Annotated in this window: 20 protein-coding genes; 16 read left to right on the forward strand and 4 right to left on the reverse strand. The window is 72.7% G+C overall.

The genetic code is table 11. The features are described 5' to 3' along the window. The first annotated feature begins 24 nt into the window (after nucleotides 1-24). The 3 genes from Sm713_RS02825 to truA all read left to right on the forward strand — a co-directional run bounded on the left by Sm713_RS02825 (nucleotide 25) and on the right by truA (nucleotide 2,761). Nucleotides 25-1,047, forward strand: coding sequence for a DNA-directed RNA polymerase subunit alpha (locus Sm713_RS02825; RefSeq protein WP_212908112.1), 1,023 nt, complete (start codon nucleotides 25-27; stop codon nucleotides 1,045-1,047). Nucleotides 1,048-1,254: 207 nt separating this feature from the next. After that, nucleotides 1,255-1,767, forward strand: a complete 513-nt coding sequence (rplQ, locus tag Sm713_RS02830) for a 50S ribosomal protein L17 (protein WP_212908113.1) — start codon at nucleotides 1,255-1,257, stop codon at nucleotides 1,765-1,767. Between the two features lie 115 nt (nucleotides 1,768-1,882). Next, nucleotides 1,883-2,761, forward strand: a complete 879-nt coding sequence (gene truA, locus Sm713_RS02835) for a tRNA pseudouridine(38-40) synthase TruA (protein WP_212911733.1) — start codon at nucleotides 1,883-1,885, stop codon at nucleotides 2,759-2,761. A gap of 48 nt (nucleotides 2,762-2,809) precedes the next feature. On the opposite strand, the gene Sm713_RS02840 is transcribed toward truA, so the two are convergent. Next, entirely contained in the window at nucleotides 2,810-3,748 is a 939-nt protein-coding gene (locus Sm713_RS02840) for a hypothetical protein (RefSeq protein WP_212908114.1), read from the reverse strand. A gap of 952 nt (nucleotides 3,749-4,700) precedes the next feature. Here Sm713_RS02840 and rplM point away from each other — a divergent pair. The 3 genes from rplM (at nucleotide 4,701) to glmM (ending at nucleotide 7,432) form a co-directional block, all read left to right on the forward strand. Then, entirely contained in the window at nucleotides 4,701-5,144 is a 444-nt protein-coding gene (gene rplM, locus Sm713_RS02845) for a 50S ribosomal protein L13 (protein ID WP_212908115.1), read from the forward strand. 42 nt (nucleotides 5,145-5,186) lie between these two features. Then, nucleotides 5,187-5,705 carry a 30S ribosomal protein S9 gene (rpsI, locus tag Sm713_RS02850; protein ID WP_212908116.1) on the forward strand — a complete coding sequence of 173 codons (519 nt, stop codon included), beginning with the start codon at nucleotides 5,187-5,189 and terminating at the stop codon, nucleotides 5,703-5,705. A 368-nt stretch (nucleotides 5,706-6,073) separates the two neighbouring features. After that, nucleotides 6,074-7,432, forward strand: a complete 1,359-nt coding sequence (gene glmM, locus Sm713_RS02855; protein ID WP_212908117.1) for a phosphoglucosamine mutase — start codon at nucleotides 6,074-6,076, stop codon at nucleotides 7,430-7,432. Nucleotides 7,433-7,498: 66 nt separating this feature from the next. Here glmM and Sm713_RS02860 read toward each other — a convergent pair whose 3' ends face one another. Together Sm713_RS02860 and coaA are read right to left on the reverse strand one after the other, a co-directional pair. Next, nucleotides 7,499-8,452: a DUF389 domain-containing protein gene (locus tag Sm713_RS02860; protein ID WP_212908118.1), complete on the reverse strand. Its 954-nt coding sequence runs from the start codon at nucleotides 8,450-8,452 to the stop codon at nucleotides 7,499-7,501. A 64-nt stretch (nucleotides 8,453-8,516) separates the two neighbouring features. Further along, nucleotides 8,517-9,506: a type I pantothenate kinase gene (coaA, locus tag Sm713_RS02865; protein ID WP_212908119.1), complete on the reverse strand. Its 990-nt coding sequence runs from the start codon at nucleotides 9,504-9,506 to the stop codon at nucleotides 8,517-8,519. Between the two features lie 609 nt (nucleotides 9,507-10,115). On the opposite strand from coaA, the gene glmS reads away from it, so the two are divergent. The 3 genes from glmS to Sm713_RS02880 all read left to right on the forward strand — a co-directional run bounded on the left by glmS (nucleotide 10,116) and on the right by Sm713_RS02880 (nucleotide 13,539). Continuing rightward, nucleotides 10,116-11,963: a glutamine--fructose-6-phosphate transaminase (isomerizing) gene (glmS, locus tag Sm713_RS02870; protein ID WP_212908120.1), complete on the forward strand. Its 1,848-nt coding sequence runs from the start codon at nucleotides 10,116-10,118 to the stop codon at nucleotides 11,961-11,963. A gap of 220 nt (nucleotides 11,964-12,183) precedes the next feature. Then, nucleotides 12,184-12,552: a holo-ACP synthase gene (locus tag Sm713_RS02875; protein ID WP_212908121.1), complete on the forward strand. Its 369-nt coding sequence runs from the start codon at nucleotides 12,184-12,186 to the stop codon at nucleotides 12,550-12,552. 141 nt (nucleotides 12,553-12,693) lie between these two features. Beyond that, entirely contained in the window at nucleotides 12,694-13,539 is an 846-nt protein-coding gene (locus Sm713_RS02880; RefSeq protein WP_212908122.1) for an SDR family oxidoreductase, read from the forward strand. 459 nt (nucleotides 13,540-13,998) lie between these two features. On the opposite strand, the gene Sm713_RS02885 is transcribed toward Sm713_RS02880, so the two are convergent. After that, nucleotides 13,999-14,733 carry an alpha/beta hydrolase gene (locus Sm713_RS02885; protein WP_212908123.1) on the reverse strand — a complete coding sequence of 245 codons (735 nt, stop codon included), beginning with the start codon at nucleotides 14,731-14,733 and terminating at the stop codon, nucleotides 13,999-14,001. 398 nt (nucleotides 14,734-15,131) lie between these two features. Here Sm713_RS02885 and Sm713_RS02890 point away from each other — a divergent pair, with 398 nt between their 5' ends. The 7 genes from Sm713_RS02890 (at nucleotide 15,132) to Sm713_RS02920 (ending at nucleotide 24,478) form a co-directional block, all read left to right on the forward strand. Beyond that, nucleotides 15,132-16,466 (forward strand): SGNH/GDSL hydrolase family protein, encoded by a 1,335-nt coding sequence (locus Sm713_RS02890; RefSeq protein ID WP_374195952.1) that lies wholly within the window; start codon nucleotides 15,132-15,134, stop codon nucleotides 16,464-16,466. A gap of 293 nt (nucleotides 16,467-16,759) precedes the next feature. Next, nucleotides 16,760-17,962 (forward strand): IS110 family transposase, encoded by a 1,203-nt coding sequence (locus tag Sm713_RS02895; protein ID WP_212911734.1) that lies wholly within the window; start codon nucleotides 16,760-16,762, stop codon nucleotides 17,960-17,962. An 87-nt stretch (nucleotides 17,963-18,049) separates the two neighbouring features. Further along, nucleotides 18,050-19,519, forward strand: coding sequence for an NAD(P)H-hydrate dehydratase (locus tag Sm713_RS02900; protein WP_212908125.1), 1,470 nt, complete (start codon nucleotides 18,050-18,052; stop codon nucleotides 19,517-19,519). A gap of 386 nt (nucleotides 19,520-19,905) precedes the next feature. Continuing rightward, on the forward strand, nucleotides 19,906-21,060 hold the full coding sequence (alr, locus tag Sm713_RS02905) for an alanine racemase (protein WP_212908126.1): 1,155 nt from the start codon (nucleotides 19,906-19,908) through the stop codon (nucleotides 21,058-21,060). 168 nt (nucleotides 21,061-21,228) lie between these two features. After that, the gene (locus Sm713_RS02910; RefSeq protein ID WP_212908127.1) at nucleotides 21,229-22,509 is read left to right on the forward strand and encodes an alpha/beta fold hydrolase; all 1,281 of its coding nucleotides are present in this window, start codon (nucleotides 21,229-21,231) and stop codon (nucleotides 22,507-22,509) included. A 121-nt stretch (nucleotides 22,510-22,630) separates the two neighbouring features. After that, nucleotides 22,631-23,131: a tRNA (adenosine(37)-N6)-threonylcarbamoyltransferase complex ATPase subunit type 1 TsaE gene (gene tsaE / locus Sm713_RS02915; RefSeq protein WP_212911735.1), complete on the forward strand. Its 501-nt coding sequence runs from the start codon at nucleotides 22,631-22,633 to the stop codon at nucleotides 23,129-23,131. Nucleotides 23,132-24,193: 1,062 nt separating this feature from the next. Further along, nucleotides 24,194-24,478, forward strand: coding sequence for a hypothetical protein (locus Sm713_RS02920; RefSeq protein WP_212912236.1), 285 nt, complete (start codon nucleotides 24,194-24,196; stop codon nucleotides 24,476-24,478). Nucleotides 24,479-24,596: the final 118 nt, after the last annotated feature.

Consider the following 24,596-nt stretch of genomic DNA (forward strand, 5'->3'; position numbering starts at 1 on the left):
CGAACTGAAGGATCTGATCCACACATGCTGATCGCTCAGCGTCCCTCGTTGACCGAAGAGGTCGTCGACGAGTTCCGCTCCCGGTTCGTCATCGAGCCGCTGGAGCCGGGCTTCGGCTACACGCTCGGCAACTCCATGCGCCGTACGCTCCTCTCCTCGATCCCGGGTGCGGCGATCACGTCCATCCGCATCGACGGCGTCCTGCACGAGTTCACCACCGTGCCGGGCGTCAAGGAGGACGTGACCGACCTCATCCTCAACATCAAGCAGCTCGTCGTCTCCAGCGAGCACGACGAGCCCGTGGTGATGTACCTGCGCAAGCAGGGCCCGGGCCTGGTGACCGCGGCCGACATCGCGCCGCCCGCGGGCGTCGAGGTGCACAACCCGGACCTCGTCCTCGCCACGCTGAACGGCAAGGGCAAGCTGGAGATGGAGCTGACCGTCGAGCGCGGCCGCGGCTACGTCTCCGCCGTGCAGAACAAGCAGGTCGGCCAGGAGATCGGCCGGATCCCGGTCGACTCGATCTACTCGCCGGTGCTCAAGGTCACGTACAAGGTCGAGGCGACCCGTGTCGAGCAGCGCACCGACTTCGACAAGCTGATCGTCGACGTCGAGACCAAGCAGGCCATGCGGCCGCGCGACGCCATGGCGTCCGCGGGCAAGACCCTGGTGGAGCTCTTCGGCCTCGCCCGTGAGCTCAACATCGACCAGGAGGGCATCGACATGGGTCCGTCGCCGACGGACGCCGCCCTCGCCGCGGACCTGGCGCTGCCGATCGAGGAGCTGGAGCTGACGGTCCGGTCCTACAACTGCCTCAAGCGTGAGGGCATCCACTCCGTGGGTGAGCTGGTCGCGCGCTCCGAGGCGGACCTGCTGGACATCCGCAACTTCGGTGCCAAGTCGATCGACGAGGTCAAGGCGAAGCTCGCGGGTATGGGCCTGGCGCTCAAGGACAGCCCGCCCGGATTCGACCCGACCGCCGCGGCGGACGCGTTCGGTGCGGACGACGACGCGGATGCGGGTTTCGTCGAGACCGAGCAGTACTAGGCGCTCCGCGCCTGCGCTCCTTCGGGTGCGCAACGATGTATCTCGGCTGCGGGTCGGCTGCGGCCGGTCGCGCAGTTCCCCGCGCCCCCCTTAGGGGGCGCGAGGTCTCCGGGTCCTTCGGGGCCCGGATCTCCGACGGGCGACCGCCCGCTCGGATACTGACTCCGGTACCTGATACGGCCGGGGCAGACACCTAGGAGAATCACCATGCCGAAGCCCACCAAGGGTGCCCGTCTGGGCGGCAGCGCCGCGCACGAGCGGCTGCTCCTGGCGAACCTGGCCAGGTCGCTGTTCGAGCACGGCAGGATCACCACGACCCAGGCGAAGGCCCGCCGCCTGCGGCCGTACGCCGAGCGTCTGATCACCAAGGCGAAGAAGGGCGACCTTCACAACCGCCGCCAGGTGCTTCAGGTGATCACCGACAAGGGCGTGGTCCACACGCTCTTCACGGAGATCGGTCCCCGCTACGAGAACCGCCCGGGTGGCTACACCCGGATCACCAAGATCGGTAACCGTCGGGGCGACAACGCCCCCATGGCGGTCATCGAGCTGGTGGAGGCGCTGACGGTGGCGCAGCAGGCCACCGGCGAGGCCGAGGCGGCCACCCAGCGTGCCGTCAAGGAAGACGCCCTGAAGAAGGCCGAGACGCCCGCCGAGGCCGAGGCCGAGGCCCCGGCCGAGGGCGGCTCCTCCGAGGGCGCGGCCTCGTCGGAGGACTGAGGCGATCGGTTGCCTGGCCGTGTGAGCGGGTCTGCCCCTCGGGGCGGGCCCGCTTTCACATGTGCCGGAGGGTGCGAGCGGCGGTGCGAAGGGTGATCGGGTGAGTGACGAGGTAGTGGCCGAAGGTACCGAGGACGCGGGCGAGTACACGGGCGAGGACACGGTCAGGGTCCGCCTGGACCTGTCCTACGACGGGGCGGGGTTCCACGGCTGGGCCCGGCAGGGGGAGCGGCGGACCGTTCAGTGGGAGGTCGAGGAGGCGCTCAGGATCGTGCTGAGGGTCGCCCGGGGCCCCGAGCTGACCGTGGCCGGCCGCACCGACGCCGGGGTGCACGCGCGCGGCCAGGTGGCCCATGCGGACCTGCCCGCGCCGCTGTGGGCGGAGCACCGCGAGAAGCTGCTCAAGCGGCTCGCTGGGCGGCTGCCGAAGGACGTGCGGGTCTGGGCGGTCAGCGAGGCCCCGGCGGGCTTCAACGCGCGGTTCTCGGCGCTCTGGCGCCGCTACGCCTACCGCGTCACCGACCACCCCGGCGGCGTTGACCCGCTGCTGCGCGGCCACGTCCTCTGGCACGACTGGCCGCTCGACCTGGACGCCATGAGCGAGGCGGCCCGGCTGCTGCTCGGGGAGCACGACTTCGCCGCCTACTGCAAGCGGCGCGAGGGCGCCACCACCATCCGGACCCTCCAGCACCTCTCGCTGGAGCGCGGCGCGGACGGGGTGATCACGGCGACGGTGCGCGCGGACGCGTTCTGCCACAACATGGTGCGCTCGCTGATCGGCGCGCTGCTGTTCGTCGGGGACGGGCACCGGCCTCCCGACTGGCCGCGGCAGGTGCTGGCGGCCGGGGTCCGCGACTCCGCGGTGCACGTGGTGCGGCCGCACGGGCTCACCCTGGAAGAGGTCGGCTACCCGCCCGACGAGCTGATCGCGGCCCGTAACCGCGAGAGCCGGCAGCGGCGCACGGCGCCCGGCGTGGCGGCGGCCCGGGGCTGAGGGGGACCCGCCGCCCCTCTGGGCTGCCTGTGCCGCGCCCCCGGGTCGCTAGCGGCCGTTCGCCGCGGCGGAGGCCTGCATCTGGCCGCGGTGGATGATCTGGCGGAACGTGTACTCGGCCAGGTCGTCGCCGGCCGTGAAGACCCCGGTGTCCTTCTGGGTGACGTTGTCGCCGCTCGTGAAGCCCGCGACGGTGAAGTACGCGTAGCGGCCGTACGAGTTCGAGGTGGAGCGGCAGACCGCCGTGGTGCAGAAGGCGGACACGCCGGATCCGGAGAGCGACACGACGTTGCCCTTGTCGGTCTGCTGCGCCGCCTTCGCGGCCTGCGCCTGACCGTCGAAGACCGCGACGCCGACGGTGACCGCCACGCCGCCCTTGGCGGTGTAGGTGACGCGCATGAGGCGGGTGCAGTGGTTCCCGGTGAGGGCGGGGCCGAGGTCGCCGTGGGCCGCGGACGCGCAGCTCTTGGTGTCGCGCGTCGGACCCTTCGCGTACTCGTGGTCACCCATGGTGACCTTCGCCAGCGGGAAGAGGCTTCCGGGGCTCAGCGGGGCCTTGTCCTTCGCGGCGCTGGAGACGTAGTCCTTCGGGTTCGGCGGGGGCGGGGGAGTGGTGGCTTCGAAGGAGGGACCCGGCTGCGTGGGCTCGCTGGGTATGTCGGCGGTGGCCGGCAGGTGGTCGGAGGGCTTGTCGGACTCGCTGGAACCGTTCGCGCTGACCACCGCGATGGCCACGGCCGCCCCTATGACGACGGTGGCCAGCGCGCCGCCGCCGATCATGAGCCACCTGCGGCGCTTGGTGCGGGACTGCGAGGCCTCGGCGAGTGCGTTCCAGTCCGGGGTCTGCGACCCCGAGCCCCACTCCGGGGTGTGCGACTGCTGGGGGCCGGGGTTCCACCCCTGCTGCTGGTCGTTCGAGCCCCACTCGGGCGGCTCCGAACCCGATCCCCCGGGCCCCCACTGGGGTCCCCCCTGCCCAAAACTCATGGGCCGCATCTTAGAGGGGGATGGGGCGCTGCGCTCCGTGCAGGAGGGCCCTACGGGCCCGGTGTTGCGAGGGTGTGATGTTGCCCTCGTCCTCGGGGTGCGGCGCCGCTCGCCGAGGCGGGAGGGTCCGCCCTCCGGGCTGGTCCTCAATCGCCGGACGGGCTTGTTTTGGGTGCGGCTGTGTGTTCGCCTGCGGGTCGTTTCGGGTGGGTTCGCCCTCCGGGCTGGTCCTCAGTCGCCGGACGGGCTTGTTTTGGGTGCGGCTGTGTGTTCGCCTGCGGGTCGTTTCGGGTGGGTTCGCCCTCCGGGCTGGTCCTCAGTCGCCGGACGGGCTTGTTTGGGGTGTGTGTGGGTGCTCGGCCGCGGGTCGTGCGGGGTGGGTTCGCCCTCCGGGCTCGTCCGCAATCGCCGGACGGGCTTCGTTTGGCGCCGTCGCCGTCCGGTGCGGGCAAGCCGGCCAGGGGCGCGGGGAACTGCTGGGGGCCCCTCCCACGCCCTTCAGGCAGTGGGGGACAGCCACAGTGGACCTGTAGATCGCCACAGGTCTGAGGAGGTACCCCCTGTCGCCCCGGGCCACCGGTCTGACGGGACCGACATGCCTGATGGACCCGGTAGGGTCGGGCCCGCCGAGGGGCCGGACGGAAGTGTCACACCGAAGCCCGGGGTGCCCCGCACATCGGCTCACCCGGCCGTCAGGCCGGCGTCGTTTTGACCCGTGTGGCCCCGCACCGGTATTCTGCCAGTTCGTTATGTGTATTGGCTTTCTCAAACTCACGTGAGGGGCCCTTACACCGGTCCACCGGGCCGATGACCAGCGGCCAGCATGTGGTTTGCGTCGACCGACGTGCGGCCAGGGCTGTCGTGATCGTCCGTGGTGGCCTTGTCAGGACCCGTCCCCAGCCCCATCCGGGGCCGGGACACCCCATCACTGAAGAAGCGAAGGCTACGAACCGTGCGTACGTACAGCCCCAAGCCCGGCGATGTGACGCGCCAGTGGCATGTCATCGATGCCCAGGACGTCGTTCTGGGCCGCCTGGCCACCACCGCCGCCAGCCTCCTGCGGGGCAAGCACAAGCCGATCTACGCGCCCCATGTCGACACCGGTGACTTCGTCATCATCATCAACGCCGACAAGGTGCACCTCTCCGGCAACAAGCGGACCCAGAAGATGGCGTACCGCCACTCGGGATACCCGGGTGGTCTGCGCGCCGTCCGCTACGAGGACCTGCTCACGAACAACCCGGAGAAGGCCGTCGAGAAGGCCGTCAAGGGCATGCTCCCCAAGAACACCCTGGGCCGCCAGATGCTCTCCAAGCTGAAGGTCTACGCAGGTGACCAGCACCCGCACGGCGCCCAGCAGCCGGTGCCGTACGAGATCACCCAGGTCGCGCAGTAAGTCCGGCCACCCCCTTAAGACGAAGAGAATCTGAGGAGCATCGTGGCCGAGACCACTGCTGAGCAGCCGCTCGAAGAGACCGAGACCGACGTCGAGTCCTACACGACCGAGTCGGAGACCCCCGTCGAGGGTGAGTACACCAGCGAGTCCCTCGCGTCCCGCTTCGGCGAGCCCCAGCCCGCCGCGGGCCTGGGCCGCCGCAAGAACGCCATCGCGCGCGTCCGGATCGTCCCGGGCTCCGGCCGGTGGAAGATCAATGGCCGCACCCTTGAGGACTACTTCCCCAACAAGGTGCACCAGCAGGAAGTGAACGAGCCGTTCAAGGTCCTTGAGCTGGACGGCCGCTACGACGTCATCGCCCGGATCGCCGGCGGCGGCGTCTCCGGCCAGGCCGGCGCCCTGCGCCTCGGCGTGGCCCGCGCGCTCAACGAGGCCGACGTGGACAACAACCGCGGCGCCCTCAAGAAGGCCGGATTCCTGCGCCGCGACGACCGCGCCGTGGAGCGGAAGAAGGCCGGTCTGAAGAAGGCCCGCAAGGCCCCGCAGTACAGCAAGCGCTGACCCCGGTCGCCCGCGCGGCCTGACCTCGTGTCAGGGTGCGCGGGCGCCTTCGCGTGCGGTGCGCAAGGCGTGCCGCACGCGCGTGCGTACGGTCCCCGTGGCTTGTCCCGGGGGCCTACGACAGCCCCTCGCGCTCCGGGCGCCACGGGGGCTACCACAGGCCCCGGAGGCACGTTCCGTGCCACCGGGGCGTTCGTGTATCCGCGGCCTCCGGCGTATAAGGGCATAAGATTTTCAGAGGCTTCCTGAGCTGATCATGCCGTGAGCTGATCATGTCCGGAGCTTCTGCGACCGCTTCGGTCTCTTCGGGGGCTGGGATACGACCCGGGCCCCTTACGGCACCGGAGGAGAAAGTTCGGAGGACACCAGTGGGACGACTCTTCGGTACGGACGGTGTGCGCGGCAGGGCCAACGCGGATCTGACGGCGGAGCTGGCGCTCGGCCTCTCCGTGGCGGCCGCCCATGTGCTGGGGGAGGCCGGCTCCTTCGAGGGCCACCGTCCCGTGGCCGTGGTCGGGCGGGACACACGGGCCTCCGGAGAGTTCCTGGAGGCGGCCGTGGTGGCCGGCCTCGCCAGCGCCGGCGTGGACGTGCTGCGCGTCGGGGTGCTGCCCACCCCCGCGGTCGCCCACCTCACCGGCGCGCTCGGCGCCGACCTCGGCGTGATGCTCTCCGCCAGCCACAACGCCATGCCCGACAACGGCGTCAAGTTCTTCGCACGCGGCGGCCAGAAGCTCGCCGACGAGCTGGAGGACCGCATCGAGCGGGTCTACGAGGAGCACCGCACCGGCGCCCCCTGGGACCGCCCCACCGGCGCGGGCGTCGGCCGGGTCCGGGAGTACGCGGAGGGCTTCGACAAGTACGTGGAGCACCTCCTCGGGGTGCTGCCGAACCGGCTCGACGGCCTGAAGGTGGTGCTCGACGAGGCGCACGGCGCCGCGTCCCGGGTGTCGCCCATGACCTTCACCCGCGCGGGCGCCGAGGTCGTCACCATCGGCACCGACCCGAACGGCCTCAACATCAACGACGGCTGCGGCTCCACCCATCTGGACCTGCTCAAGGGCGCCGTCGTCGAGCACGGCGCCGACTTCGGCATCGCGCACGACGGCGACGCCGACCGCTGCCTCGCCGTGGACCACACCGGCGCTGAGGTGGACGGCGACCAGATCCTCGCCGTGCTGGCGCTCGCGATGCGCGAGCGGGGCGAGCTGCGCTCCGACACCGTCGTCGCCACCGTGATGTCCAACCTCGGCTTCAAGCTCGCCATGGAGCGCGAGGGGATCCACCTGGTGCAGACGGCCGTGGGCGACCGGTACGTGCTGGAGGAGATGAAGGAGCACGGCTACGCCCTCGGCGGCGAGCAGTCCGGGCACGTCATCGTCGTGGACCACGCCACCACCGGGGACGGCATCCTGACCGGGCTGCTGCTCGCGGCCCAGGTCGCCAGGACCGGCCGGCCGCTCGCCGACCTCGTCGCCGTGATGGAGCGGCTGCCGCAGGTCCTCGTCAACGTCCGCGACGTCGACAAGTCACGCGTGGCCACCTCCGTCGAGCTGGCCGCCGCCGTCGCCGACGCGGAGCGCGAGCTGGGCAGCACGGGCCGCGTCCTGCTGCGTCCGTCCGGCACCGAGCCGCTGGTCAGGGTGATGGTGGAGGCCGCCGACAGCTACCAGGCGCGGTCCGTCGCGGCGCATCTCGCGGATGCGGTGAAGTCGGCGCTCGGGTAACCTCCCGGCCCGGCCGGCCGCATGGTGCCGGCCGGTGCCGTCGGCCCGCCCCCGCGGCCGGTGCCGTCAGCCCGTCCCCGGGCGGGAGACCGGCGGCGTGGTGCGCCGCCGGGCCCAGAAGTACCGCTGGGCCAGCAGGGTGAGCGTGCCCGCCACCACGATCCCGAGCATGTTCAGCAGCAGTTGACTGGCGGAGCCCCAGGTCTGGCCGCCGTCGCCGTAGCTGAGCGCCACCGCGGCGTTGGCCGCGGCCGGCACCGTGGTCACCGAGATGGCGACGCCGATCAGCGCACCGGACTTGGTCGAGGTGAGCGAGAGGGTGCCGGCGGCGCCGGCGAGCACGGCCACCACGAACGAGAACCAGTCCGGCGCGAACACGAAGGAGGTGTTGGGCCGCGGTCCTTCGAGCTGCGCACGGGTGAAGAGCCCTACGCCGTTCATGAACAGGCTGAAGACGACCGTCACCGCCATGGCCGCGGCGAACCCGCCGATCAGCGCGATCAGTGACCGCAGCACCAACTGCGGCGTCCGGCGCACCAGTGCCGTGCAGAATCCGGCGAGCGGGCCGAACTCCGGGCCCACCGCCATGGCTCCCACGATGAGGATGGCGTTGTCGAGCACCACGCCGCAGGCGGCGATCATCGTCGCGATGGTCAGGAGGGCCACGTAGGTGACGGAGAGCGTGGACTCCTCCTGGGTGGCTTCCGTCATCTGGTCCCACAGCACCGCGTCCGCGCCCTCGCCGGGCGCCTCCTCCTCCGCGCGGTCCGCCCGTTTCGAGAGGGTGAGGTCGGTCTGCTCCACGGCGATGGAGCCGTCCTCGCCGATGCCGAGGGCCTGGAGCCGGCCGATCAGCTCGTCGCCGGCCTCCCGCGCCACGTCGCACAGGACGACATCCCCCCTGGGGATGCGGGCGGCGCCCGTCAGGACGGCGAGGTGGGCGGTCCCGACGGTCTCCTCGACGGCCCTGACCACGTCCTCGGTGCGGTCGGGCGGTGTGATCATGCGCAGATGCAGCATGGGCGCAGAGTAGCGGCCGTCCTGGCCCGTGCCGGGGCTGGGCCCAGCCCCGGCACGGGCCCGCTCAGAGCTTGCGCAGGCTCAGGCGCTGGGCTTTGTGGTCGGGGCCCTTCCTGAGGATCAGGGTGGCGCGGCCCCGGGTCGGGGCGATGTTCTCCAGGAGGTTGGGGCGGTTGATGGTGCGCCAGGTGGTGCGGGCGTAGTCCATCGCCTCCTCCTCGCCGACGCGGGTGTACTTCCGGAAGTACGACGACGGGTCCTGGAAGGCGGTCTGCCGCAGCTTCCGGAACCGCTGGAGGTACCAGTGCTCGATGTCCTCCGTGCGCGCGTCGACGTACACGCTGAAGTCGAAGTAGTCCGCGAGCGCCACCCGCGTGCGGCCGTCCTCGCCCGGCAAGGCCGGTTGGAGGACGTTCAGGCCCTCCACGATCAGTATGTCCGGGCGCCGGACGGTGAGCAGCTCGTCCGGCACGATGTCGTAGATGAGGTGCGAGTAGACGGGCGCGGTCACCTCGTCCTTGCCCGCCTTGATGTCCGCCACGAACCGGGTCAGCGCCCTGCGGTCGTATGACTCGGGGAAACCTTTCCTCGACATCAGGCCGCGGGCCGTGAGCTCCTTCATGGGCAGCAGGAAGCCGTCGGTGGTGACCAGCTCGACCCGCGGGTGCTCGGGCCAGCGCGCCAGCAGGGCCTGGAGCAGGCGCGCGACGGTGGACTTTCCGACGGCCACGGAGCCCGCGACCCCGATCACGAAGGGCGTGCCGGACTGGGAGCCGCGGGCGCCGAGGAAGGTGTTGAGCGCGCCGCGCAGGCCGTGGGTGGCGCCGACGTAGAGGTTGAGCAGCCGGGAGAGCGGCAGGTAGACGTCGCGCACCTCGTCGAGGTCGATGACGTCGCCGAGGCCCCGCAGCTTCTCCACTTCCGTGGCGGTGAGGGGGAGCGGGGTCTTGTCGCGCAGGGCGCTCCACTCGGTGCGGGTGAGGTCGACGTACGGGGTTGCCTCCGGGCGGGGGCGGTGGGGGGTTCGGGGGGCCGGGTGGAGCGGAGCGGTCACAGTTCATTGTGACTCGTGCACGTCACACTCTGCTTTTCGGGTGGGCCCGGGGGCGGCGGGTGGCCCGGTGCGGGTGCGCTGTTGGTGGGCCGGGGGTCCGGGGTCCGGGGGTTTTGCGGCTCCGCCGCGTGCGCATGCGCCTGCGGAGGGCCATCGGGGCGAGTGTGTTGCGGGTTCGTTGTTGGCTGCAGGTTGGTGAGGGTGTTTGCGCAGTTCCCCGCGCCCCTTATGGGGTGGTGTCTGTTGCGGGTTCGTTCCTGGCTGCCGGCTGGTGGGGGTGTTGCGCAGTTCCCCGCGCCCCTTATAGGGCACCGCACCTTGCGGTTTTGGTGTCGGGTGTCGGTTGGGTGTGGTTGATCGCGCAGTTCCCCGCGCCCCTTATCGGGCGGTGTCTGTTGCGGGTTCGTCTTCGGCCGGCGGCTGGTGCGGGGTGTTCGCGCCCGCGCGGCGGAGCCGCAGATCGAATCCAGCCCCGCGCTCCTTATAGGGCGCCGGGCGGCGGAGCCGTAGATCGGAACCAGCCACCTGCCCCTTCCTCCGTTTCCTCCGTGCCGCCAACCGGAGGGTGGTCGGAAGGTGGGGCCGGGGGGACGGCCTTAGGCTGCCGGTATGTGTGGAATTGTGGGATATGTGGGTGGTCAGTCGGCCCTGGACGTGGTGGTGGCGGGGCTGAAGCGGTTGGAGTACCGGGGGTACGACTCGGCGGGAGTGGCCGTTCTCGCGGACGGGGGGCTGGCCACCGCGAAGCGGGCCGGGAAGCTCGTCAACCTGGAGAAGGTGCTCAAGGACCGGCCGCTGCCGTCCGGTACCACCGGCCTCGGGCACACCCGCTGGGCCACTCACGGCGCACCCAACGACACCAACGCCCACCCGCACCTGGACGACGCGGGCCGGGTCGCCGTCGTGCACAACGGCATCATCGAGAACTTCGCCGAACTCCGCGCCGAACTCGCCGGGCGCGGCCACGAGCTGCGCTCCGACACCGACAGCGAGGCGGTGGCGCATCTGCTCGCCGAGGAGTTCTCCTCCTGCGGCGACCTCGGCGAGGCGATGCGGCTGGTGTGCCGGCGGCTCGACGGGGCGTTCACCCTGGTGGCGGTGCACGCCGACGCCCCGGGGGTGGTGGTGGGCGCGCGCCGCAACTCCCCGCTGGTGGTGGGCGTCGGCGAGGGCGAGGCCTTCCTCGCCTCGGACGTGTCCGCCTTCATCGCCCACACCCGCTCCGCCCTGGAACTGGGCCAGGACCAGGTCGTGGAGGTCCGCAAAGACTCGGTCGCGGTCACCGGCTTCGACGGACGGCCCGCAGAGGGCCGCGCCTACCACGTGGACTGGGACGTGTCCGCGGCGGAGAAGGGCGGCCACGCCTCCTTCATGCTCAAGGAGATCGCGGAGCAGCCCAAGGCGGTCGCCGACACCCTGCTCGGCAGGATCGACGCGCGAGGCTCGCTGGTCCTGGACGAGCTGCGGATCCCCGCCTCGGAGCTGCGCGAGGTCAACAAGATCGTCATCGTGGCGTGCGGCACCGCGTTCCACGCCGGCCTCATCGCCAAGTACGCCATCGAGCACTGGACCCGGATCCCCTGCGAGGTGGAGCTGGCCAGCGAGTTCCGCTACCGGGACCCGATCCTCGGGGCCCGTACGCTCACCGTCGCCATCTCGCAGTCCGGCGAGACCATGGACACCCTCATGGCCGTGCGGCACGCCCGCGAGCAGGGCTCCCGGGTGCTGGCGATCTGCAACACCAACGGTTCCACCATCCCCCGCGAGTCCGACGCCGTGCTCTACACGTACGCGGGGCCCGAGATCGCGGTGGCCTCCACGAAGGCTTTCCTGACGCAGCTCGTGGCCTGCTACCTGGTCGCCCTCTACCTGGGCCAGGTGCGCGGCACCCAGTGGGGCGAGGAGGTGCGGGCCGTCATCCGGGACCTGGCCGGGATCGCGGGCGCGGTCGAACGGGTGCTCGGCACCATGGAGCCGGTGCGTGCCCTGGCCCGTACCCTCGCGGACAAGCGGACGGTGCTCTTCCTGGGCCGGCACGTCGGCCACCCGGTCGCCCTGGAGGGCGCGCTCAAGCTGAAGGAGCTGGCGTACATGCACGCGGAGGGCTTCGCCGCGGGCGAGCTGAAGCACGGGCCGATCGCGCTGATCGAGGACGACATGCCGGTGGTGGTCGTGGTGCCCTCGCGCGACGGGCGGTCGCTGCTGCACGACAAGGTGGTCTCCAACATCCAGGAGATCAGGGCCCGCGGCGCGCGCACCATCGTCATCGCCGACGAGGACGACGAGGCCGTCGTGCCCTACGCCGACCACCTCATCCGGGTGCCCGCCACCCCGACGCTGCTCCAGCCGCTCGTCGCGGCCGTACCGTTGCAGGTGTTCGCGTGCGAGCTGGCGACCGTGCGCGGCAACGAGGTGGACCAGCCGCGTAATCTCGCCAAGTCCGTGACGGTGGAGTGAGTGCCGGCGGAGTGAGCGTCGGTGGTGCGGCTGCCGGTGGCGTAACGGCCGGCGGTGCGCGTGCCGGCGGAGTGAGCGCGGGCGGGTCCGGGCGCGGCCGGTGCGAGCCTGGTGGTCATGGCGCGGCGGGTACGGCGTGGTGCCAGGGCACGGCGGGTACGGCGTGGCGGGCCCGCCCGGGGAAAGGCGCCCGGTGAGGGGGCCGGGGAGTGAGGGTGTCGTGATCATCGGGGTGGGGATCGACGTGGCGGAGATCGACCGCTTCCGCGCGTCGCTGGAGCGCACGCCGGGGCTGGCCGACCGGCTCTTCGTGGCCGAGGAGCTGCTGCTGCCCTCAGGCGAGCGGCGCGGCATCGCGTCCCTGGCCGCCCGGTTCGCCGCGAAGGAGGCCCTCGCGAAGTCGCTCGGGGCGCCCCGGGGCCTCAGGTGGACCGACGCCGAGGTCTGGACGGAGGACACGGGCCGGCCCCGGCTGCGGGTGCGCGGCACCGTCGCGGCCTGCGCCGCCCGGCTCGGCGTCCGCTCCTGGCACGTCTCGCTCAGCCATGACGCGGGGGTGGCGTCGGCGGTGGTGATCGCGGAGGGGTAGGCCGCGCGGTGCGGCCCGGCTGCCCCGGCCCGTCCGTGCCGCTCCCACGCGAGTACGGTCACCTTCCACGGCCGTACGGTGCCGCGCGGGGCGGCCGACCGCGGGGGCGCCGGATCGGCACCCGACTCCGAGGGGGACTCCGTGATCGTAGTGACCGGTGCAACGGGCAACATCGGGCGCAGCCTGGTCGACCAGCTCCTCGCCGAGGGCGCCCCCGTGCGCGCCCTGACGCGCGACCCCGCCGCGGCGGGCCTGGCGGACGCGGCCGAGACCGTCCGGGCCGACCTTCTCGACCCGTCGGCGCTCGGTTCCGTCTTCGGCGGGGCGACGGCGGTCTACCTGAACCTCGCCGCCGGCGGCATGGGCGGCATCGAGGAGATCGTCGGCGCCGTCGTGAGGTCGGGCGCCCGGCGCATCGTCCTGAACTCCTCCTACTCCGTCACCATCAAGGGTGCCGAGGACACCATGATCCCCCGGATCCACGCCGAGGCGGAGCGCGCGGTGCGCGACTCGGGCCTGGAGTGGACGTTCGTCCGCGGCGGTTACTACGCCACGAACACGCTGCGCTGGGCCGCGGCCATCAAGGCGGACGGCGTGGTGCGCGGCGCGTACGCGGAGGCGGTGATGGCTCCGGTGCACGAGGCCGACCTGGCGGCCGTGACCGCCCGCGCCCTGCTGGACGACGCGCACGTCGGCACGGCACCCGTCCTGACGGGGCCCGCCGGGCTGACCCAGGCCGAGCAGGTCGCCGTGATCGGCAGGGTCGCCGGTGTTGCGGCACGCTATGAGGAGATCTCGCCGGAGGAGGCGGTCGAGGCGATGGCGACCGCCCACTTCCCGGCCGAGGTCGCCCGGCAACTCGTCGACGGGATGGGCGAGCTGGTGGGGGCCGAGCCCGACATCACCGGCGAGGTCGAGCGGGTCGCCGGGCGTCCGGCGAAGACGTTCGAGGAGTGGGCGACGGAGCACGCGGCGGCGTTCCGCTGACGGCCGGTCGCGGCACGCGTGCCAATCGCGGAGAGCCCATGTCGCCGCCGGCTGGCACTCTGACAGCGTGATCCACATGCGTGTGGAAGATCAGAGCGATGATGAAAAGGTCGGTACTGCCGCCTCGCCGGGGCGGCGTTCAGTGCGGGCGTTGTGCATCTTGGCTGCCGTGGTGCTTGCTCTATCCGTGGCGCCGTTCATCTCAACACCCCAGTCGCCAGGCCTTCGTGATGGCTTTCCGGCAGGGGGGTATATGCATTGCTCCGACGACGGGAGGTGCCCGTCGCCAGCCACCGGTACACAGATAGCCAACGGCTTCACGGACTCAGTGGGTGTAGTGGGCACCCTGTCCACGAGCCTGTTTGCTCTTGTCGGCACGGCCATAGCAGTCAGGGGCGAACTGCGGCAAAGTCGCACCCAGACGCGAACGCGAGCAGCGCGAAGGACCCGCATCACGCGTCAGCCTCGCGCTCTGCTCAGGTGCTCACTCCACCGTCGGCGCCGGGGGGCCACGGATGTGGCCGGACATGCGGAACGCAGGCGTGGTCGAGCTAGGGGGCAAGGCGCAAATCCCAACCGCCGGCGCCGCTGACCAGAGTTGGCACGTAGCTCTCGGGCGTCGTCCAGGGCCGGGCTGCACAGGTACTGGAAGCAGATCGCGGGCCCGCCGCGGTCCCGTGCCAGCAGGGCCAGCGCCGCGGCGAGCCCGGCGCCCGCGCTGTCGCCGCCCACCGCGATCCTGTCGGGCCTGATGCCCAGCTCCGCGGCGTCCCGCGCCAGGGCCGACAGGCCCGCGTAGCAGTCCTCCAGCGCGGCGGGGTACGGGTGCTCCGGAGCCAGCCGGTAGTCCGGGGAGACCACGATGGCGCCGAGTTCGCGGGTCAGCCGCAGGTTCGTCTCGTGGTCGACGTCGGGGGAGCCGAGCACGAAGCCGCCGCCGTGCGGCGCGTAGAGCGCCGGCAGCGGCTCACCGCGGCTGCCCGCGGGCCGGTAGACGCGCAGGGGCACGTCGGGTGCGCCGTCGGAGCCCGGCGCCGTCAGCAGGGTCACCTCCACACCGGTGGCGTCGGACGCGGCGAACCGGGCCGCCACCTCCCGGGCCTGGGCGGCGCGGGCGGCGGCCAGGTCGGAGATGTCGACCTCGGCCATCATCGCCAGGGCCGCGGCCAGCTCGGGATCGTACGGGCGGCACATGTGCTCGACCTCCGGTCGGTGCCCGCCGGCCGGCGGGTTCCCGGCACGATGCCACGCCCGTGGAGCCGCGCCCATCCGACGTACGTCGGGACCTATCGCCCAGGTCCCCGACAGCCGTGCCGGAGGGCTGGGCAGGGCGGTGCCCGGCGCTGTATGCCGTACGGATCGCGCCCCTTGCCGTACGGGTGGCGCATCCCATGCCGTACGGGCCGCGCACCGTAGGCCGTACGGGTCGCACCGGTGGAGCGGAGGACGCACCCCTGATGAACAGACCGTTCGCGAAGAGCCCGTTCTCGAAGAGACCGTTCACGAAGAGACCGGCTGTGACAAGCGCGTTCACGAAGAGTCCGGTTGTGACAAGCCCGTTGGCGGAGAGTCCGGCTGTGAAGGGCCGGGTGGTGAAGAGGCGGACGTGGGCCGTCGGCCTCGTGGCGGCCGGGCTGCTCGCCGGCGCCCACTTCGCGGGCGGGGGCGCTGCCCCGGACCATGCCGCCGCCCCCGACCGCATCGCCCCGGAGCACGCCGCCGTGCCCGCGGCCGCGGCCGGCTCCGACGGCGGGCGGGTGCATACCTGGACGGCCATGCCGCAGCTCACCGAGCCCGCCAACATGCCCCCGGCGCCGTTCACGCAGGACGGCCGGGTGCTGGCCGACAGCACGTTGCGGCAGACGGTGCACGTGTCCGTGGGCGGGCCGCGCATCCGGCTGCGCATGTCGAACGCGTTCGGCGGCGCGCCGCTGCCGGTCACCTCGGTCTCCGTGGCCCTGCCGAGCGGCGGGCGGGCCGGGGTCGCCGCGATCCGGCCGGGCAGCGCGCACCCGGTCACCTTCCGCGGCCGGGCCGCCGTGACGGTGCCGACCGGCGCGGACATGGTCTCCGACCCGCTGGACTTCACGGTGCGCCCCGGCACGAACCTGACGGTCACGGTGTACCTGGCCGAGGGGCAGGCATCGAACGACATCACGTCCCACCCCGGCTCCCGCACCACGTCCTACATGCTGGCCGGCGACCACACCGACGACACCGACCTGCCGGGCGCGGCCACCGCGGACCACTGGTACTTCCTGAGCGGCGTCGAGGTCCTCTCGCGCACCGCCACCGGGGCGGCGGTGGTGCTCGGCGACTCGCTCTCCGACGGCCGCGGCTCCACCACCAACGCCAACGACCGCTGGCCCGACCAGCTGCTGGCCCGCCTCCAGGCGCACCGTCCCACCACCGGGACCGCCGTGCTCAACGAGGCCGCGGGCGGCAACCAGGTCCTGGCGGCCGGCCTCGGTCCCACCGCGCTCTCCCGCTTCGACCGGGACGTCTTGGCGCAGAGCGGTGTCACGTCGCTGATCGTCTTCGAGGGCGTCAACGACATCGGCACCGCACCGGCCACGGCCGAGGCGCAGCACACCGTCGCCCAGGACCTGATCACGGCCTACGACCAGATGATCCTGCGCGCGCACGCCCACGGCATCCACGTCTACGGCGCGACGCTCACCCCGTTCGGCGGCAACACCATGTACGACGATCCCGACGGCCTCCGCGAGGCGGGCCGGCAGGAGGTCAACCGGTGGATCCGCACCAGCGGCAGGTTCGACGCGGTCATCGACCTGGACCGCGCGGCCCGCGACCCGGAACGGCCCCGGGCTCTCGACCCCGCGTACGACGTCGGCGACCACCTGCACCTGAACCCGGCGGGGTACGGGGCGCTGGCGAAGGCGTTCCCGCTGGGCCTGTTCCACTGAGAGCCGACGGGGATGGCCGCTGACCACCCCCGTCCCCGTTATCTTTTTCGCGGTCCTGCAAGAGGGCCGCTGGCCTCCGGGCCCGGCATGACTGTGTCCCCCTGTCCGAGATGACGTGGGGGGTGGTGTTCACCGGGCCCGAGAGGTGCCGTCGGAGCCGCTGATGAGAGGTCCGGCCACCGTCCGGTCCGGCGCAACGCCGGACAGTTCACGGGCGGCAGGTCTGCATAACGTGGATGCGCGCGTACGACACCGAAGCCCAGGCCAGCCGCACCAAAGGAGCTGACAGCACGATGTTCGACACCGGCGACGTGGGCGTCTTCCTCGGCCTTGACGTCGGCAAGACCGCCCACCACGGCCACGGACTCACCCCAGCCGGCAAGAAGGTCTTCGACAAGCCCCTGCCCAACAGCGAACCGAAACTGCGAGCCGTCTTCGACAAGCTGGCCGCCAAATTCGGCACCGTCCTGCTGATCGTGGACCAGCCCGCCTCGATCGGCGCTCTGCCACTGACCGTGGCCCGGGACGCAGGCTGCAAGGTCGCCTACCTGCCCGGACTTGCGATGCGCAGGATCGCCGACCTCTACCCGGGCGAGGCCAAGACCGACGCCAAGGACGCCGCGGTCATCGCGGACGCCGCCCGCACCATGCCCCACACCCTGCGGTCCCTGGAACTGACCGATGAGATCACCGCCGAACTCACCGTGCTGGTCGGCTTCGACCAGGATCTTGCCACCGAGGCCACACGCACCAGCAACCGCATACGCGGCCTGCTCACACAGTTCCACCCCAGCCTCGAACGCGTCCTGGGCCCGCGGCTGGATCACCAAGCAGTCACCTGGCTGCTGGAGCGCTACGGATCCCCATCCGCCCTCAGGAAAGCCGGCCGCCGCAAACTCGTCGAAACCATCCGACCCAAAGCCCCGCGCATGGCCCAGCGGCTGATCGACGACGTCTTCGACGCACTCGACGAACAGACCGTCGTGGTCCCGGGGACCGGCACGCTCGACATCGTGATCCCCTCGCTGGCCCGCTCGCTCGCGGCTGTCCACGAACAGCGCCGCGCTCTTCAAGCGCAGATCGAGGCCCTGCTGGAGGAGCACCCTCTTTCCCAGGTCCTGATCTCGATGCCGGGGATCGCGGTCAGGACCGCTGCCACCCTGCTGGTCACCGTCGGCGACGGCACCAGCTTCCCCACCGCCGCCCATCTCGCCTCCTACGCCGGCCTGGCCCCGACCACCAAGTCGTCGGGCACATCGATCCACGGCGAACACGCGCCACGAGGCGGAAACCGCCAGCTCAAACGGGCGATGTTCCTGTCCGCTTTCGCCGCCTTGCACGATCCCGTCTCCCGCACCTACTACGACCGCTGCCGAGCCAGGGGAAAGACTCATACCCAGGCTCTCCTCCGCCTGGCCCGCCAGCGCATCAGCGTGCTCTTCGCGATGCTCCGCGACGGCACCTTCTACGAACACCGAACCCCACGCCCCGCTTGACCAAGGACATAGAGGCACCCCCCCTCGGCCGCAACTCGCGTCACCCGCCCCCGCTCCCCGGCGCGCGGCGTGCGGGAGACTCGTGCCATGCGGAGTGCGTACAGCGTGGAAACGGTGAGGGCGGCCGAGCGGGAGCTCATGGCACGGCTGCCGGAGGGTGCCCTGATGCAGCGGGCCGCGAGCGGGCTCGCGGCCGTCTGCGCCGAACTGCTCGGACGGGTCTACGGGTCCCGGGTCGTCCTGCTGGTCGGCAGCGGCGACAACGGAGGTGACGCCCTGTATGCGGGCGCCCGGCTCGCGCGCCGTGGCGCGGGCGTCACCGCGCTGCTGCTCGCGCCGGACCGGGCGCATCCGGGCGGACTCGCGGCCCTGCGCGCCGCGGGCGGCAGCGCACGGAACGCCCCGTCGGGCGATCGCTCGACGGACGGGGCGGCCGGCGGCGCCGAGGAGCTGATCCGCCGGGCCGACGTGGTCGTGGACGGCATCGTCGGCATCGGAGGCACCGGGGGCCTGCGGCCCGCCGCCGTGCCGCTCGCCGTGCTGGCCCGTGCATCGGGCGCCGTCGTCGTCGCCGTCGACCTGCCCAGCGGCATCGAGGCGGACAGCGGCGAGGTGCGGGGCGAGGCGGTGCACGCCGATGTGACGGTCACCTTCGGCACCCACAAGCCCGGCCTGCTCGTCGACCCCGCGCGCGAGTACGCGGGCGCCACCCGCCTGATCGACATCGGCCTCGGCCCCCACCTGCCGCCCACCGCCGACCTGGAGGCCCTCCAGCACGCGGACGTGGCCGCGCTGTTGCCGCGCCCCGTGGCGGAGAGCGACAAGTACCGGCGCGGCGTGGTGGGCATCGTCGCGGGTTCCGCCCGCTACCCGGGGGCGGCGGTGCTCGCCGTCTCCGGCGCGCTGCACGGCGGTGCGGGTGCGGTGCGGTACGTGGGTCCGGCGGCGGATGCGGTGATCGCGCGGTTCCCGGAGACGCTGGTGTCGGCGGGGCCGCCCTCGAAGGCCGGGCGGGTGCAGGCGTGGGTGGTCGGCCCCGGCGTCGGCGACGACGCCGCGGCGGTGGACGAGGTGCTGGCCGCCGACGTGCCGGTGCTCGTGGACGCGGACGGGCTGCGGCTCGCGGACCGCGAGGCGGTACGGCGGCGCACGGCACCGACCGTGCTGACACCGCACGCCGGCGAGGCGGCGGCGCTGCTCGGCTCCACCCGGGAGGAGGTCGAGGGCGCCCGGCTCGCGGCGGTGCGGGAACTGGCGGCGCGGTACGGGGCGACGGCACTGCTGAAGGGTTCGACGACGCTGGTCGCGCGCCCGGACGGCGGTGCGGTCCGGGTGAACCCGACGGGCACGCCGTGGCTGGCCACGGCGGGCAGCGGCGACGTCCTCTCCGGCCTCGCCGGTTCCCTGCTCGCCGCGGGCCTCGGCGCGCAGGACGCGGCGTCCGTCGCGGCGTACCTCCACGGGCTCGCGGGGCGGCGGGCAGCGGAGGCGCCTGTCGGCGCGTCTGAGCTGGCGGGTGCGTTGCCGTCGGTCTGGCGTGACGTGACAGTGCCCTAGCGGACGCGACCTTGCAGGTCGCCACCGGCGGAAGTGGGTGGTTCGGGTCGTGTCCGGACCACCTGCCGGTGGGTGGTTGCTCGCGCCCGCGCGGCGGAGCCGCATATAGACACAGCCCCGCGCCCCTGAGGTTGGCCGGGGCGGAGCCCCGCCGTAAAGCGTGGGGAACTGCGCGACCAGCCACGACGGCACCGTCAGGTCGTCACTGTCCGAAGGGGGCGGTCTCTGTCGTGTCCGGACCACCGGTGGGTGGGCGGCTCGCGCCCGCGCGGCGGAGCCGCGTATCGATACAGCCCCGCGCCCCTGGGTTGGCCGGGGCGCAGCCCCGATTCGCTCTCCGGGCCGCCCGGTGGCAGCCGGCGTTGGCTTTGAGACACTGGTGAACGATGAGTGACAGTGCGACGGCGCGCGCGCGTGCCGAGATCGATCTTGGGGCCGTACGGGCGAACGTACGGACCCTGCGCGCCCTCGCGCCCGGCGCCGCCTTCATGGCCGTGGTGAAGGCGGACGGCTACGGGCACGGCATGGTGCCCATCGCCCGTGCCGCACTCGACGCGGGCGCCACCTGGCTGGGAACCGCCACCCCGGAGGAGGCGCTGGAGCTGCGCGCCGCCGGGTTCGGCCCGGACCGGGCCCGCATCATGTGCTGGCTGTGGGCGCCCGGCGGACCCTGGCGGGAGGCCGTCGACGCGGGGCTCGACATGTCCGTCAGCGGACCCAGGGCGCTGCGGGAGGCCGCGGAGGCCGCCCGCGTTGTCGGGGTGCCGGCGCGTGTCCAGCTCAAGTCGGACACCGGCCTGGGCCGCGGCGGCTGCCAGCCCGCTCAGTGGCCCGCCCTGATTGCCGAGGCACTGCGCGCCGAGCGCGCCGGGCTGGTCCGCGTCACCGGCATCTGGTCGCACCTGGCCTGCGCCGACGAGCCGGGGCACCCCTCCATCGCCCCCCAGCTCGCCCGGTTCCGCGACATGGTCCGCTACGCCGAACAGCAGGGCGCACGCCCGGAGGTCCGGCACATCGCCAACTCGCCGGCCACCCTCACCCTCCCCGAGGCGCACTTCGACCTGGTGCGCCCCGGCATCGCCATGTACGGGCTCTCGCCGAGCCCCGAGATCGGCGCCCCGGCCGACTTCGGACTGCGCCCCGCGATGCGGCTGTCCGCGTCGATGGTGCTGGTCAAGCAGGTGCCGGGCGGCCATGGCGTGAGCTACGGCCACACCTACGTCACCCCGGGCGAGACCACCCTCGGCCTGGTCCCCCTCGGCTACGGCGACGGCATACCGCGGCACGCCTCCGGCACCGGCCCCGTGCTCGTCGGCGGCAAGTGGCGGACGATCGCGGGCCGGGTGGCGATGGACCAGTTCGTCGTGGACCTGGGCGGGGAGGAGCCGCCGGAGGGCACCGAGGCGGTGCTGTTCGGCGCGGGCGACCGGGGCGAGCCGACCGCCGAGGACTGGGCGCAGGCGGCGGGCACCATCGCGTACGAGATCGTGACCCGGATCGGCGCGCGCGTACCGCGTGTCCATCTCGACGGGACGCCGTAACCGCCGGGTGCCCTCCGCCGTGATCTCCGCCACCCGAGGGTGGAGGACGCCTCCGCCGGGGAACACCACGTGGAAGGGCCGGGCAGCCGAACGGCGGCGAGACCGCACGTCACGGGCCGGACGGCGGAGCACCGGCGGGGACCGGGGACGGCGAAGGGGAGCGGGCAGGTGAGCGAGAGCAGCGCGGAGGCCGCCACGGGGGCGGTGAACGCCGTCTGGCGGAAGGCCGGCTTCGCCGGCGCCGCCCTCGGCATCATCGCGGCCGGCGCCGCCGCCTCGGTGGCCATGGAGCGCCTCACGGTCGGCCGCGGCATACGCAGGCAGGCCCAGCTCGACCTGGACTCCACGGGCCCGTACGGCACGCTGCGCGGCAACCCCGGAAAGGCGTACGCGGAGGACGGCACCGAGCTCTACTACGAGGTCGACGAGGTCGAGCCGGACGGCGGCCCGGTGCCGCGGCGCAGGCGCCTGTTCGGGCGCAGGACCCCGGCGCCGGTGACCGTCGTCTTCAGCCACGGCTACTGCCTCACCCAGGACTCCTGGCACTTCCAGCGCGCCGCGCTGCGCGGCGTCGTGCGCACCGTCCACTGGGACCAGCGCAGCCACGGCCGCTCCGGACGGGGCGTCACCCAGCGGGAGCAGGACACCCCGGTCACGTTCGAGGAACTGGGCGGGGACCTCAGGGCCGTCATCGACGCCGCCGCGCCCGAGGGGCCGTTGGTGCTCGTCGGCCACTCGATGGGCGGCATGACGGTGATGGCGCTCGCCGACCGGTTCCCCGAGCTGATCCGGGAGCGGGTGGCCGCCGCCGCGTTCGTGGACACCTCGGCCGGGCGCCTGGGCGAGGTCAGCTTCGGACTGCCGGTGATGGGCGTCAACGCCGTGCGGCGGGTGCTGCCCGGGGTGCTGAGGGCGCTGGGGCAGCGGGCCGAGCTGGTGGAGCGGGGGAGGCGGGCCACGGCGGACCTGTTCGCGGGGATCGTCAAGCGGTACTCGTTCGCGTCGAAGGACGTGGATCCGGCGGTGGCGCGGTTCGCGGAACGGATGATCGAGAGCACCCCGATCGACGTGGTCGCCGAGTTCTACCCGGGCTTCGTCTCGCACGACAAGACGGCGGCGCTGCGGCACTTCGCGGACCTGCCGGTGCTGGTGCTCGCGGGCGACAAGGACCTCGTCACGCCAAGCTCGCACAGCGAGGCCATCGCGGACGCGCTGCCCGGCGCGGAACTCGTCCTGGTGCCCGACGCGGGGCACCTGGCGATGCTGGAGCACCCCGAGGCCGTCACGGACCGCATCGCCGACCTGCTGGCGCGCGCCGGGGTCGCCCGGCCCCCGGCTACGGTGGGCGGCTATGGACCCCACACCCGAACCCGCCGCCCCTCCGGCGGCCGCCCACGCACCGGCCGCGGACGCACGTCCCGCGGCGGAACACCGCAGTCCGGTGGCTGAGCGGGGACCCGGCTCCGAGCACGGCTCCGGCCCCGCCCCGCAAGGACGGCCGGAACCCGGCGCCGGCGGCCCCGCGGGCGAGCCCGTCAGCGTCCGCATCACCGTGTCCTCCCCCGAACGCATGCAGGAACTCGGCCGCCGGCTCGCCCGCCTGCTGCGCGCCGGGGACCTGGTGCTGCTCACGGGTGAGCTGGGCGCAGGCAAGACGACGCTGACCCGGGGGCTCGGCGAGGGCCTCGGGGTACGGGGCGCGGTCACGTCCCCGACGTTCGTGATCGCCCGCGTCCACCCGCCGCTCGGCGACGGCCCCCCGCTCGTACACGCCGACGCGTACCGCCTGGGCGGCGGGCTCGACGAGATGGAGGACCTGGACCTGGACGTCTCGCTGCCCGAGTCGGTGGTCGTGGTCGAGTGGGGCGAGGGGAGGGTCGAGGAACTCTCCGAGGAGCGGCTGCACGTGGTCATCGACCGGTCCACCGGGGGTGCCGGCGGGGCCGGCGGGGCCGGCGGTGAGGCCGTGGACGGCACCGTGGACGAGGTCCGCGAGGTGACCCTCGTCGGGGTCGGCCCGCGCTGGGCGGGGGCGCCGCTGGGTGATCTCGCAGGCGGCTCGCCTGCGTGACCGCTTCACGACCCTCCGGGTCGCCACCGTCCGGGTGGGGTGGTTCTGCTGTCTCCGGACCACCGGCGGGTGCCGGGTTGCTCGCGCAGTTCCCCGCGCCCCTGATCGGCCACCCCTCACACCAACGGTGCCCCGACGAGGGGCGCGGGGCTGAGCCGTGGGGCACCTCCCACGCCCTTGAGGCAGTGGGGGAGGCTCCGCCGCGCGGGCGCGAAAACCACGACGAGACCATCAGATGGCCGCCGGTTCAGCCGAAGCGCCTGATGAGGGGCGCGGGGAACTGCGCGGATAAGCGGATAAGGGGCGCGGGGAACTGCGCAAGAAACCACGACGAGAGCCGCGGATTGGTCGCTGGTTCAGTCGAAGCGCCCTGATCAGGGGCGCGGGGAACGGCGCGGATAAGGGGCGCGGGGAACTGCGCAAAAGCCACGACGAGAGCCGCGGATTGGTCGCTGGTTCAGTCGAAGCGCCCTGATCAGGGGCGCGGGGAACGGCGCGGATAAGGGGCGCGGGGAACTGCGCAAAAGCCACGACGAGAGCCGCGGATTGGTCGCTGGTTCAGTCGAAGCGCCCTGATCAGGGGCGCGGGGAACGGCGCGGATAAGGGGCGCGGGGAACTGCGCAAGAAACCACGACGAGAGCCGCGGATTGGTCGCTGGTTCAGTCGAAGCGCCCTGATCAGGGGCGCGGGGAACTGCGCAAAAGCCACGACGAGAGCCGCGGAATGGTCGCTGGTTCAGTCGGAACGCCCTGATAAGGGGCGCGGGGAACTGCGCGAACAAGGGGCGCGCGGCTGTGTCGATGTGCAGCTCCGCCGCGTGAGCGCAGAACAACGGCGAGACGGGCAGACGCACACCGTCAGGAAGCCCCACCCCGCGGCCCCGGGGCTGAACCCAACGTTCCGGTACCCCGGCACGGCGTGCCCACGGCAACCATTGCCGACACTCTGTCGGGAAGATGTTGCGTGCGGTACCCGGCGCATGGTCCCATGGGTGGACAGACCGAGGTTAGGTCTACCTAACCAACCGGCGTACGTCCCGCCCCGGAGCCAGGAGGCGCCCCATGTCCGCGACAGAGCGCGAGGGCCGGCCGCAGGCGCCTGCGGCGGGCGCGGGCCGGGTGTCCATGCGGGAGCTGCTGGCGTCCTGTGCCGCCGCCCGCGCGGTCTCCACGCCACCGTGGTCCCCGTCGCCGCCCGCCACCCCGGCTCGTGGCGGGCCCGCCGCCCCCGGCACACCGGCGGACACCGCCCACCTCGCCGGCCCCTCGGACCCGTCCGGCCTGCCCGAGGCCGTCACCTCCACCGTTCACCCGGGTGACGACGGCACCCGGGGAGCAGCCGCGTAGCCGGAACGCCCCGACGGGCCAGGCGACCCCGGAACCACCGAGCACGAAACCACCGAACAGGCGCCTGCGACCGCGAAACCGCCGACCGCCGAACCATCGACTGCGAAACCGCCGATCG

This window comes from Streptomyces sp. TS71-3 (genome assembly GCF_018327685.1).
GTDB lineage: Bacteria > Actinomycetota > Actinomycetes > Streptomycetales > Streptomycetaceae > Streptomyces.